Raw genomic sequence first — 12,604 nt, 5'->3', positions numbered from 1 at the left:
CTTTGGACACCTCGTATAATACCAAGAGGGCTCTTTTTTGTTCAATCCTCAAATTTCTTCATTACAGGAATGCTCCTTTGAGAATTTGATTTCATTTTTTAGCTTTTCTGTTAGTTCTTCAGGAATTTGCAGTAAGTAGTCAATGAAGTAGATTAATGCAGATAGATAGATGCGTTGTTCTTTTGGGTGATATTCGTTCTTCTGCAATACTAACCGGATTAATTTGCGTTTAAAGCGGTAGCGCTTTTCAGCATCATTTTTTGTCTCATTTGCAATTTTGCCTGCTAATACAGCGATGGCGAATGGGTTGCTTGATTGTAGAAGTTCATTTTCATCTTGATCATGAAGTTGGTTCCTTGTACCCCAGCACCCTTCTTCTCACAATTTCCGAATTTCTTCTTCTGATAACTCCGTCAACTTTGATATCATCTCAATTGGGAACCCTTCTTTCAGCATCCTTTTTGCGACTTTTCGCTGGCCTTCTTCTCTTCCTTCTTCCCTTTCCAATTTGATCAATTCACCAAAAGTTGGCGGCAAGTTTTTTCGGTCTAAATACATCATCTCTATTTCCTCCTTTGAGAGAATGATTTCATTTTTTAGTTTTTCTGTTAGTTCTTCAGGAATTTGCAGTAAGTAGTCAATGAAGTAGATTAATGCAGATAGATAGATGCGTTGTTCTTTTGGGTGATATTCGTTCTTCTGCAATACTAACCGGATTAATTTGCGTTTAAAGCGGTAACGCTTCTCGGCATCATTTTTTGCCTCATTTGCAAATTTGCCTGCTAGCACAGCGATAGCGAATGGATTGCTTGATTGTAAAAGTTCATTTTCATCTTGATCATGAAATTTGTACATATTATATTTATATGTTAATTCTGTTCCTTGATACGAACGGTGATATTGATTAGGCCGAAAGCTTTTTGAGTCGTCCGTTAACAGGGCAATTGCGACAATATCCTGATCGTACTTATCAAAAATCCTGTAATAATACCGAAACATTCTCTTCGAAAAGTCGGATTCCCTATCTCCCTGCACCTCAATATGAATCAGTACCCACTTTTCCTCGCCACTCTTTAAAAACACCTTAACAATTTGATCAACTACTTGTCTGCCCTTTTTTTCTTGAATGATTTCCTGAAAGAGCTCTTGTTGTAAAAATTCAGGTTCCTTTAAAAAATCAATTTCCTCATACAAATCTGCAGCAAAAAATAACACAAACTCTTCAAATAATTCATAGATCAACTTCTTCCAAAGTCCATCATAATCGATCACACCGTATTGTTGAGGCTTTTCGAGGACACAATTTATCATCATTATTTTATCACACCCCTTAACCATATTATACTTCATTATATAACAAGATAGGAACATATATTCGGTATTGGAGTTCAAATTTGAACAAAAGCATACTTCTGGTGTAAAATGGACATATAATAAAAGAGAGAAGTGCGCCAACACTTCTCTCTGCAACCTTTTACCGTCAGGGTGCTGGTTGTCAAAAATTTATCTTACTTTTCGAGAACCACCCTGCTTTCGACGGCGAGGGGTGGTTTTCTTGTTTTCTAAAACGTTTATCCGAAAAAGATATGCACTTACTTCACGTACAATCCCTTTCATAACTTCTCGGAGAAATTCAAGAAATGTTTCCATGTCACCTCCTTTCCTTAAAAGAAAGAAGACTGACAACCATACCCTTTCAATATTCAGTTGCTATTTAATTCTACCATATTTTGGGCAAAACATATAAAAATGGCCTTCTCTAAAATGAGAAGGCCATTTTTAATAAGTCTTATTAACGAAGAAGTTGAAGAACTCCTTGTGGTTGTTGGTTCGCTTGAGCCAACATTGCTTGAGCTGCTTGAGATAGAATAGAATTCTTTGTTTGGTTCATCATTTCTTTCGCCATGTCTACGTCACGGATACGTGATTCTGAAGCAGTTAAGTTTTCAGATGATGTATTCAAGTTATTGATAGTGTGTTCTAAACGGTTTTGGAATGCACCTAGCTTAGAACGTTCAGCTGATACTGATTTAATTGCGCTATCAAGTGCTTCAATGGCACTTTCTGCACCAGATTGTGAAGTCAAATCGAGATTATCTACACCTAAAGCTTTTGAAGACATATCATTTATATTAATACTCATTGTTTGGTCCTTATTTGCACCAATATGAGTAGTTAACGAGTTGTTTACAATAGTAACTGATGTATCAGTACCATCCGTAATATCCGCATTAAAGCTTAACTTTAAGCCCCCAATTTCAATTTCAGATTTATTTAAATCTGTTAATGTTCTAGTTTCTAGTGTTGCTACTCCTTGTTTAAGAGTTACTGTATGGTCACCTTCATAGTCAAAAGATAGAGTACCATTTCCAACAATTGCTGTATTATCAATTGAAAAACCTTGAAGGCTTGTAGTACCAGCAGCAGTAGACACATTATTTTGGGATGCCAATTCTTCACCAGTATTGCTATCAATTAATGTTAGTTTTTTCATGCCAGCATTTTCTTGGTCATCTTCAACTTTTAATTGATAACTTCCATATTTTGCTGAGGCTGCTGTTCCAACCGTTACATCCGTACCAGCAACTAAGCCAGTTCCAGCATCTACTGCATCTGCAAATCCTTGGTTAGCTGTTCCACTAATTTCAATTGTATATGTTCCACTATCTAATTTAGCATTTTCCACAGTTGCCGCATCAATTTTTGCAGTATTTGTACCACCAACTGTCGCAGTGCTTGCAACATTACCATTTAGAAGCTTTTTAGTATTAAATTCAGTAGTATCAGAGATTCGGTTGATTTCTTCTTTTAACTGGTCAACCTCTTTTTGAATTTCAGCACGGTCGTCTGCTGTGTTAGTATCATTTGCAGATTGTACAGATAATTCACGCATACGTTGAAGAATATCATGTGTTTCGTTTAAAGCCCCTTCAGCAGTTTGAATCAATGAAATAGAATCTTGAGCATTTGCAGCTGCTCGGTCCAACCCACGAATTTGCCCACGCATTTTCTCAGAAATCGCTAAACCAGCTGCATCATCACCAGCTTTGTTAATACGAAGTCCAGAAGACAATTTCTCCATAGATTTTGATTGTGCAGTAGAAGCACTATTCAACTGACGATAAGTATTCAACGCTGCAATATTATGATTAATTCTCATTTCTTAACTTCCTCCTTGAATAAAAGTCCGATTCACATCCATGTAAATCTTCTAAAAATAAGGTCTCCCGCATGTCGGCCGCCATTTGTTCAACCTCTTACTTTATATATCGACATTTGCGAAAATAGTTTTATAGGTTTCTGCAGAAAAAAATAATAAACCTCAAGTTTTTTACTTAAGGTTTTTCGATGAATTCTTTAAAATTTCCATGATGTTCGGGAGTGTGGAGGCCGCTTCGTTGTTTGATTCCTGAATGGACATATATACTTCCTTCCGATGAACTTCAACATCTTTTGGCGCTTTAATTCCAAGCTTTATTTGATCTCCTTGAACCGCCAGAATGGTGATTTCAATATTGTCGCCAATCTGGATCGATTCGTTTTGTTTTCTTGTCAACACTAGCATGCTTCCACCTCTACTTCGCTACCTTCTCAGGAAATAATGTCTGTCTCGTTGCATAGCGCAAATCATTTAAGATCATTTGCTTTCCTTGATTATTCGCCACATTAATTACAAGCGGCGCCTGAAGATTTGCGGTTGAGAGTTCAAATGGATCCTTCACCGTCAGAATTGTCCAAACCGCTACATCTTTTTCCGATTTCAACTCTAGCATTTGCTTGTCATTTTCTGAGATATCAAATTCGTATTCTGGAAAAAAGCCAAATGGATTAACCAGCACAAATCCGAGCTCCGGGGTTGCGGTTGATTGCAGGATCCAAAATGGTGAATCTCCATCTAACGGGAGAAGCACAAACGTTTTTTCGTCACTAAAACCCGGCAGCCCGTTTTGAAAATGCAGGATATCCTTCTCAGCAATATCTATCGCTCCATGATACTTTGTCGTAATCTTCATTCTTTTAATCTCCTTTATTATCCGATTCAAAATCGATAAACAGTTCATTTCTTCTTGCAAGCTCTACGTCAACCGTTCCAGGCTGATAGTCTATGATCGGTTTATTGATTGTCGCATTGATTACCAGTTTGTTAGGTGTCACTTCAATATTGACCTTCGCAGGTTCGTAGTTGATTTTTACACTGCCGGCTGAAGGAATAAATCCGATAGTAACAGGATAGATTGGCTTTTGGCTTCGCTGCTTGGCGATTTCAGCAATCGGATTGCCTCCATCTTCAATTCGCTTAAGCCTTTCGCCTTCCTGTGCTCTCCTTGCAATTCCTTCTAGCATATCCTGCCTTCCTTGCTGAGCAGCTTCCACTATGCGAAGAGAAATATGCTTCAAATCCATATCTGCCCATGCTTCTGTTTGATCAATCGTCAGGCTGGAAGGAGTCGTTTCAATTGTTAATTCAGCTTTTGGCTGTTCAATAGACAACTCCGCTTTCAGCTGCTCAATCATCTGGTGTCCTTTAGTAGTATGAATGCTAAGTTGTGCGGATATACTTTGCAGGCGGATTTGCGGTACATTCATTTATGATCACTCCCTAGTAAAAAGGTCTGACCACCACATGTGTCAGACCAAATTATCCTATTATCTTAAAAAATCAATCAATGTCGGCTGAATAATTTTCGAGCTTACAGCTAATGAAGCGCGGTGAATGCTTTCCTGAATCGTTAAATCTGTAATCACCTTTTCGATATCCGCATCCTCGTTCTCTGATAAAATCCTGTTCGCAATGATCTCCTGATCTTGAATTCTCGCATCAATCATTTCTAACCGATTATAGCGCGCGCCAATTTCAGAGCGTTCGGCAGACATGACATCAAAGTGGTTATCTAAATGCTCTAGCAGTTCATCCCCCGTTTCCATGTTTCCACTGTTCAAGGCATCTTCAATCGATTGCAGGGTGATGAACAGATCTTCACCAAATATATTTGACGGATTGATGTTCACCTTTAAGTTAACCCCGCTGGAGACCTCTACATTGAATGCCTCTGTATTCATGTCGACTGTGATCGTTCCATTGTCAATCGTTACCGGTGCACTGTCGGTTTTCGTGCCATTAAAAATATAGCGTCCGGCAACCTGGGTGTTTGCCACATTTGCCAAGTCTTCCTTTAGCTGGCCGATTTCTACGGCAATCGATTTTAAATCCTCAGGGCTGTTTGTCCCGTTTTGGCCTTGAATGAGCAGCTCGCGAACACGCTGAATGACCTGTGTTGCATGCTCGATGCCCGCTTCAGAGTTTTCCATCCATTGATAAGCCTCTGACAGGTTTCGTTTATATTGTTCAACCTCGGTCAGGTTTGTTCTGTAGTACATCCCTTTAATCGCGACAACCGGGTCGTCAGAAGGGCGGTTGATTTTTTTTCCTGTTGCAAGCTGATCCTGGTATTTCCCCATATTAGAGTAGCTTTGGCTTAGGTGGCGCAGCGAGTTGGCTGCCAGCATACTTTGTGTAACACGCATGTTTTATTCACCTACCTTCCGGATATTCCCATACCATTTATAATCCGATCTAATAGTTCATCCTGCATCGTGATCATTCGCGCCGCTGCATTGTATGCATGCTGGAATTGGATCATATTGGTCATTTCCTCATCAAGTGAGACGGCACTTACAGATTGTCTTCTTAGATCAACAGCATCCCTTAGGACACCGCTGTTTGCTGTTAACCGTTCCGCTTCTTGCGCATCAACAGCCATGCCGCCGATGATGCCTTCATAGTAATTTTGAAAAGAGGTTGTATTCCCATCAATCGTAAAGGTTTTGTTTTTCACATCAGCTAGTCTTGTCGCATTTTGGCTGTCACCTATTGAAACCTCTCCGGCTTCATCAGGCAGAGCTACCGCGATATGATCCGTTGAATTGAGAATATCCTCTGATACTTGCATGAGGGAAGCTGCCCCTTTTGAATCAGTTAACCCTTCTTCTCCAAATGTGAAGAAATCTACAGGAGTGTGAGAACCGGAGTTGTAATCCTCGATGCTCCAGCCTTCTTTATGAACCTCATTAAATTTAGCAGCAACTTCATACGCCATCGTGTCAAGATTTGAAAGCATATCAGGGAACAGTCCGGTTTCCACTATGCTTCCTCCCTCCTGATACGTATAGCCGTAGGAATCGATTAAACTGCTGATTTTTCCGGTGCTATTAAAATCTAATACATCGAGACGATTTTGACCGATTGATACCGACTCGACTAAGCCATTATCCGCATTGTAGCCTACTGAAAGCTCGGAAATGGTTTTCTCGCTGCCGTCAACAAGCGTACCGAGTGAGTTCCCATTATCGTCTACAATCTCAACGGTTAGCGATCCTTCTGCAATCGGAAGGGCGTTGCCTCCAGATGGAGTGGCTGACACTTTTATATTCGCAAGGGATGATAGCTGATCAAGCAAACGGTTGCGTTCATCATATAAGTCATTTGGCAAATAGCCGTTTGGCTCAACCTTTGAAATTTGCTGGTTAATATTATTGATTTGTGCTGCAAGCGAATTGATTTCCTTCACCGTCACATCAAGTTCATTTTTTAAATCCCCTTGAATCGACTTAAGCGAAGTTGAAAGATACTGGAAGGTTTCGGCAACCGCAACACCGCGCTCACGTACGACTGAACGGGCTCCGGCATTCGTCGGGTTAACGGTTAAATCCTGCAATGACTGCCAGAAGCGGTCAAGCGTGACGGACAATCCTGTATCAGAGGGCTCATTCATAATTTCCTCCATTTTCTCTAAGGCATTAGCACGAGACTCCCAATAGCCTAATTTATTATTTTCGCTTCGATATTGCGTATCTAAAAACCCTTCGCGCACACGCTGCACCGTTCCTGCCTTTACACCTGTTCCAAGCTGTCCCGGAATCGTCGGGCTGTTCACTGAAACCGGCGGATATGGCTCGGTCTGGACAAAATTGACTCGCTGACGGGTGTATCCCGGTGTGTTGGCATTGGCAATATTATGCGCCGTTGTGCTTAATGCGCTTTGCTGCGTGAACATTCCCCGCTTGGCAATTTCCAATCCAAAAAAGGTCGACATTCTCGTTTCCTCCTTTCATTATGCTTGAGAATCAAATAGTGATCTTCTCGTTTTATCTGATGGTTGTTTCATTCCGTCCGGGCGCTGATAATTTATTAAGCTTTCTTGAGGCATTAGCATATCAAGAGAAAGAGAAACAAATTGCAAAGCCTGCTGTGTCAATTCCCGATTGAGCTGGTTTGCCTCCTTTAGCTTGTCGATGATCACACTGAAATTAGCTGAAAATTGCTTAAGCTTCTCCTTTTGTTCCCCTTCTGCCTTTTCAATGCATGCTGTAAGGGTTATGTCTTCAGCACCTAAAAATTCAGTCGATGCTTGAATCCTCTCGGTCTCAATTTGCTTGATCGCTTGAACAAACATCTGCTCCTTTTTAAGCAGCTCCTTTAATTCCCCTATATTTTCACTTTTAAGGATTTCAGTCTTCTGAGTGGTTACTTGATAGAGATTTCGATGAAGTTGCAAAAGCTTTTCTAATGTTTGGATTAATGTTTCGGCTGACATTGTATAGCCTCCATAGCCTTAGATGTTATTTTTTATAAAACTTAAGCAGTCCTTCGGCAATGGCCTTTGGATCAATTGTATAGTTTCCGCTCTCCAGCTGCTGTTTGATCGCTTGGACCTTTTCCTGTCTTGCTTTGGTCATTTCGTTGGCTTGTTGCAGATCCAACGCTTCCTGGGAAATCTCTACTTTATCTTCCTTTGCTTGCGGCTTTTGTGCGGCAGCCGCATTTTTTTCTATATTTCGTTGGTATGGATTGATGCCCATGGAGCCTAGATGATTAATTTTCAAGAAGATCCCTCGCTTTCGTTCGTTTTTCATAACCTCTATATCGGATCGCTTTTCGATTTATTTAGAAATTAGCTAATTTTTAGTTCTTTGGGAGTAGTAAGTGGAGCTAGGGCTTTTCGACTTATTTTGTTCGCTGATCTTTTCTTCCTGCTCGATTTGACGAAGCTGTTTGGTAAGTTCCTTTTTACAGCCTTCACACATGCGTTCCTCTCTAATCATCTTCCCGCATTTGTCGCATGGATAGCCAAGATTAGGAAAGTTCACAAGCTGAATTCTCCCGGTACGAATAAATTTTAACACCAAATCCTCTGCAACACCCGTTTCTGCTACCACTTCATGAAGCATCGCCTTGCGGTTATCCCGCTTGCGTAAAAAACGATAAACCGTTTCATATGCTTTTTCTTCTTCTAGAAAGCATGCATCACAAACAACGCGAAATGGTGTTCTCACAAACAAGGCATTGCATGTTGGGCAATTCGCTAATTCTCCCATTGTCATTCTCCTATCCGGTTATTGTCTATCTTTTATATCGGCAGAAATGTTCACATTTTTAGCTTCTAATTAATGTTAAAGAGAAAACACTTTTTGCCCCATTTTGAATAAGTAGCTTTGCAGCATTTCTTAAGGTGCTGCCTGTAGTATAAATATCATCAACAAGCAGGATTGTCTTATGTTCTATTTTACTAGAGGCCGCATAAGAAAACACATTTGCAGCTGAAAGTCGTTCAAGTCGTGATTTTTTGGATTGTTTTTCATGGTGGGTACGCTGGAGGAGCTCTTGTTGCGGAAGAGGCAGGAGGTCGGCAAGAAGCTTCGCCTGATTAAAGCCGCGTTCATACAAACGTTCCTTGCTTAAGGGGATTGGGACAGCAAAATCAATCTGAAGGGTGGAAATATCATCTCTATAGCAGGCGGAAATATCTTTTTGAAAAACCTCCACTAAAGCGGCATCACCGCGGAATTTAAAGGTGGACAAAATCTCCTTCATCGCATCATTATATTCAAACACCGAAACATTCCTTTGGAGGATATTTTTCCACTGCGGATCATCCTCCCACTTTTTGCAATCATTACAAAGCGTTTCTGCTTCTTGCGGTCTGCAGCAGGCTGGACAGGTGGTGCCTGTAATCTTTTTTAATGATTGATAGCATTCATCACAAGCTTTTTCTTCTGGTAATAGAAGCAAGCTTGTCCAGGAAGCCTTTGCAGACATTTTTTGGTTACAGATTAGACAGATGATTGGAATCATTCCCTTTTTGCTGGTTTTGACAAAGCGGCCTGTCTGAAACAATTTTTGCACATTCGGCCAGCTTCACTAAAAGCGAGGTCATTTCCTGTTTATCAACAAACTCCGCTTTGACAAACATGATTTTTTCTTCCTTTGTCACGTAACGAGGCTCGGTTTTGTTTAAGGTGAGCGCTAAAATATCGTCCAAGCATTCATCACACGTACATGTTAGCTGTAAACGATTTTGATACTCGTCCAATAAATCCTTCATAATCCGTTCCATTGCATTTACGATCATACTATCGCTCTCCTTGCAAATGAAAAATTTACATTGATTATGCCATACAAAGGATTTATTTAAAAGATTTCTGCTAATTTTTGGTAAGAAGGTCACTTCTTCTTGCTGCCTCATTCATGTTTTGAATATGCCTTTTGGCATCGAGCATTGCTTGTGTTCTGCCAAAATGGAAGAGAATAATGTCTCCGGTTGGATAGGCAGCACTTCTTCCGACCCGTCCTGATATTTGCACAAGGGCACTTTCCGTAAAAATATCATCCTCACTTCCGAGCACTGCGACATCGCTGTTAGGTATCGTGACACCGCGCTCTAATATAGTAGATGTGACAATAATCGGGATATCTCCGATCCGAAAGCTTTTGACCTTTTCTTTTCGCTCTGGATCCTCAGCATGAACCCCAATGATACGCCCATCAAATTTCTGACATATTTGAACAACCTGGTCAATGATGGAAATGGAAGGAACAAATAAAAATGCTTGCTTCTTGCTTTGCAGCTGTGCGGAGATCCACTTTAAAATAACAGTTGGCAAGGTACCCTTTTTTACCTTTTTCCGCCAATCGCCGCACCATTTAAATGTCGGGACTGGGAGCGGATGCCCATGGTAGCGCGCAGGGATTTTCACTGTCTTGCGCTTGTTTTGTTCAACCTCTCTTTTCCACCGTTTTGATGGTGTCGCAGTTAAGTAAATGAGCGAGCTGACAGGCTTTCGTGATTTTTCTACGGCATATTGCAGGGACTTATCAGCCGAATAGGGAAACGCATCAACCTCATCAACGATGATGGCGTCAAAGGCTTCTTTAAATCGTAATAATTGATGGGTCGTTGAAAGGTATAAGGAGGAAGGCTTGTTTCTTTCTTCACTGCCGCCATAGAGGGCCGTGATGTCAACGGTTGGAAAGACTTTCTTTAAACGTGGGGCTAATTCTAGTACAACATCTGTTCGAGGGGTGGCGATGCAGATTTTCTTACCATTTTTCAGTCCATATTCAATGCCGCTAAACAACACTTCTGTTTTCCCCGCGCCACATACGGCCCAAACGAGGAGCTCTTGATGATGACGTATGGCATCCGCGACCTGCTCTGAGGCGTGGGCCTGCCCTTTTGACAGCACACCATCCCACTCTAATGAAGCAGCGGCCTTCCCTTCAGGCGCAGGCCCAACCCAGCGATATAAAGGGGTACACTCGCTGACCCGCCCCATCATAATACAGTTTCTGCAATAATGGCACTGGGCTTCCCCGCAACGCGCGCAGGAAAAGTAGGCAAAATAAGCAGGTTTATCATTGCCGCAGCGATTGCAGAGTAAACGGTCTTTTTTGCGGGTTACTCCATGGTTTAATTGTATAAACCCTTTTTGATAATGAGTGTGGAGCAGCTCGATCGAGAATGGAAGCTCCGAATGAAGTAATTCCCTACCAAAAAGGTAATGCTGAAGCTGGATGGAATAATCAAAATCATGCTGAAGTGGATTCTGTGGTAGAGGATACAAGCGCCCGATTGGCAATCCTTTCTGGCGGGATAATACTGGAGTCAAGCTATGATGGTGGAGTAAAAATCTCATATGTCACCTCAATCAGATTTTGAGATTTTTCGATAGCGTTTTTCGACACTAATCGCTGTGCGGGATAACTGTGTTGCGATATGGCGGAATTTCATGCCACTGTTGCGTAATTCTAAAAGCTTTCTGTCTTCTAGGGTTGTCCAATGGCGATATGTACGTTTACTGATGTCCTTTGCGGATTGAGAATGATTAGTAGAAACACTCATAACGATCAAACCTTCCTATACGTAATTCCATGAGTATTATGAAGGATTAAAAAGGACATGTCCATAATTTTACTTAAATAAAGGAGAAAAGAACTAGATCTTTCGTACTCCCCCCCTCATTTATCCAAACTTTTAAGCTACTTGAATCAAGACTTATTTCCTATACCATCCTAAACCAATTGCACCTTCACCGAGATGTGTGCCAATAACCGGACCAAAATAGCTGGTCAAGCATTCAACATGCGGATATTTTTCTTCAAGCTCCTGCTTCATTTTCGCCGCTTCCTCGGGACGATTGGCATGGATCACAACCGCTCGCATCGGAATCTTTTGTATCGCATCCTCATGAAAAAGTTCAAAAACCCTATTTAACGCCTTTTTACGGGTGCGGATTTTTTCAAATGGAACGATTACTTTATTTTCAAAGTGGAGAATCGGTTTTACCTGAAGCAAGCTGCCAATCAACGCCTGTGCACTGCTTAACCGCCCGCCGCGCTGCAGATTTGTTAAATCATCTACCATAAAGTAGGCACGCATTGATTGCTTCATTTCTTCTAAACGGCCTAGAATGTCATCAGGTGTTTTTCCTGCCTCGGCCATGTTCGCAGCTTCAAGCGCATAAAAGCCCTGCACCATGCAGCTCATCTCCGAATCAAACGGGTACACCTTTAAGTCCTCGACCATTTTGCCTGCAGTTACCGCCCCATTATAGGTACCACTTACACCGCTGGAAAGGTGAATCGAGATCACTGCATCATATTCCTTTGCAAGTCTTTCAAATATAGCAACAAACTCCCCTACTGAAGGCTGTGAGGTCGTCGGAAGTGTCTGCATCTCCTTTACCTTTGCAAAAAATTCTTCGGCCGTTATTTCGATCTCTTCCTGATAGGTCTCCGTGCCAAAAATAACACTTAATGGAATCATATGTATATGGTGCCTTTCGCGCAATTCTTTTGTTATATATGCGGTACTATCTGTTAAAATAGCCGTTTTCATGATTAAATTCCTTCCTACAACGAAATCATCGTTTTCTTTTCATTTTAACGGATACTGTCAGGAATTTCACTAGTTACTGATGGGTTTGTGATTGTTGAAAATTGAAATTAGCCGGATGGTATGGTTGGGGAATGGGAAAGAGAGTGGGATTGAATCACTTGTCTTGTTTTTTGAACCACCTACTTGAATTATTTAACCATCTATCTGATTATTTGAACCAAGTATACTAATTTTTGAACCACCTAATTTAAATTGAACCACGCTCCTTTTTATTTGAACCACCTAAACAATTAATTGAACCACCTACCTCATTTTTTGCCTACCTCACTTAAATCAAATCCCCCACTTCCTAAATAAAAAAAGCGCAAGGCGCCTGCCTATCGGCGACAAGCATAAGGCGAACAGGAATAGAAGGTGTTCTTTACCTT

The 12,604-nt window shown here is 41.1% G+C and carries 15 protein-coding genes; all 15 read right to left on the bottom strand.

Annotated features, from left to right (window positions below):
• Positions 1 to 378 precede the first annotated feature (378 nt).
• The 15 genes from Q1B07_RS24595 to Q1B07_RS24525 all read right to left on the bottom strand — a co-directional run bounded on the left by Q1B07_RS24595 (position 379) and on the right by Q1B07_RS24525 (position 12,176).
• Positions 379 to 1,314, bottom strand: a complete 936-nt coding sequence (locus Q1B07_RS24595) for a hypothetical protein (RefSeq protein WP_299094852.1) — start codon at positions 1,312 to 1,314, stop codon at positions 379 to 381.
• Between the two features lie 478 nt (positions 1,315 to 1,792).
• Positions 1,793 to 3,160 carry a flagellin gene (locus Q1B07_RS24590; protein ID WP_299094855.1) on the bottom strand — a complete coding sequence of 456 codons (1,368 nt, stop codon included), beginning with the start codon at positions 3,158 to 3,160 and terminating at the stop codon, positions 1,793 to 1,795.
• A 171-nt stretch (positions 3,161 to 3,331) separates the two neighbouring features.
• Entirely contained in the window at positions 3,332 to 3,565 is a 234-nt protein-coding gene (csrA, locus tag Q1B07_RS24585; protein ID WP_299094858.1) for a carbon storage regulator CsrA, read from the bottom strand.
• A gap of 10 nt (positions 3,566 to 3,575) precedes the next feature.
• On the bottom strand, positions 3,576 to 4,013 hold the full coding sequence (gene fliW, locus Q1B07_RS24580) for a flagellar assembly protein FliW (RefSeq protein WP_299094861.1): 438 nt from the start codon (positions 4,011 to 4,013) through the stop codon (positions 3,576 to 3,578).
• Positions 4,014 to 4,017: 4 nt separating this feature from the next.
• Complete coding sequence (locus Q1B07_RS24575) at positions 4,018 to 4,587, bottom strand: DUF6470 family protein (RefSeq protein WP_299094862.1); 570 nt, start codon at positions 4,585 to 4,587, stop codon at positions 4,018 to 4,020.
• Positions 4,588 to 4,647: 60 nt separating this feature from the next.
• A complete protein-coding gene (gene flgL / locus Q1B07_RS24570) occupies positions 4,648 to 5,526 on the bottom strand; it encodes a flagellar hook-associated protein FlgL (RefSeq protein WP_299094864.1) in 879 nt (292 codons plus the stop codon).
• Between the two features lie 11 nt (positions 5,527 to 5,537).
• Entirely contained in the window at positions 5,538 to 7,094 is a 1,557-nt protein-coding gene (flgK, locus tag Q1B07_RS24565) for a flagellar hook-associated protein FlgK (protein WP_299094866.1), read from the bottom strand.
• 18 nt (positions 7,095 to 7,112) lie between these two features.
• Positions 7,113 to 7,595 (bottom strand): flagellar protein FlgN, encoded by a 483-nt coding sequence (locus tag Q1B07_RS24560; protein WP_299094868.1) that lies wholly within the window; start codon positions 7,593 to 7,595, stop codon positions 7,113 to 7,115.
• 25 nt (positions 7,596 to 7,620) lie between these two features.
• Positions 7,621 to 7,884 carry a flagellar biosynthesis anti-sigma factor FlgM gene (gene flgM, locus Q1B07_RS24555; RefSeq protein WP_299094870.1) on the bottom strand — a complete coding sequence of 88 codons (264 nt, stop codon included), beginning with the start codon at positions 7,882 to 7,884 and terminating at the stop codon, positions 7,621 to 7,623.
• A 72-nt stretch (positions 7,885 to 7,956) separates the two neighbouring features.
• Positions 7,957 to 8,376, bottom strand: a complete 420-nt coding sequence (locus tag Q1B07_RS24550) for a TIGR03826 family flagellar region protein (RefSeq protein WP_299094872.1) — start codon at positions 8,374 to 8,376, stop codon at positions 7,957 to 7,959.
• Between the two features lie 58 nt (positions 8,377 to 8,434).
• Positions 8,435 to 9,184 (bottom strand): ComF family protein, encoded by a 750-nt coding sequence (locus tag Q1B07_RS24545; RefSeq protein ID WP_299094874.1) that lies wholly within the window; start codon positions 9,182 to 9,184, stop codon positions 8,435 to 8,437.
• Positions 9,105 to 9,410, bottom strand: coding sequence for a late competence development ComFB family protein (locus Q1B07_RS24540; RefSeq protein ID WP_299094878.1), 306 nt, complete (start codon positions 9,408 to 9,410; stop codon positions 9,105 to 9,107). The genes Q1B07_RS24545 and Q1B07_RS24540 overlap by 80 nt, the downstream gene beginning before the upstream one ends.
• 73 nt (positions 9,411 to 9,483) lie before the next feature.
• Positions 9,484 to 10,974: a DEAD/DEAH box helicase gene (locus Q1B07_RS24535; RefSeq protein WP_299094880.1), complete on the bottom strand. Its 1,491-nt coding sequence runs from the start codon at positions 10,972 to 10,974 to the stop codon at positions 9,484 to 9,486.
• Positions 10,975 to 10,982: 8 nt separating this feature from the next.
• Complete coding sequence (locus Q1B07_RS24530) at positions 10,983 to 11,180, bottom strand: hypothetical protein (RefSeq protein ID WP_299094882.1); 198 nt, start codon at positions 11,178 to 11,180, stop codon at positions 10,983 to 10,985.
• 153 nt (positions 11,181 to 11,333) lie between these two features.
• Positions 11,334 to 12,176 carry a DegV family protein gene (locus Q1B07_RS24525; RefSeq protein WP_299094884.1) on the bottom strand — a complete coding sequence of 281 codons (843 nt, stop codon included), beginning with the start codon at positions 12,174 to 12,176 and terminating at the stop codon, positions 11,334 to 11,336.
• Positions 12,177 to 12,604 lie beyond the last annotated feature (428 nt).

The sequence above is a fragment of the uncultured Metabacillus sp. genome (assembly GCF_947503125.1).
Classification (GTDB): Bacteria; Bacillota; Bacilli; order Bacillales; family Bacillaceae; genus Metabacillus.
Note: the sequence above shows the minus strand (reverse complement) of the source record. Positions and strands in the feature narration are given on the sequence as shown.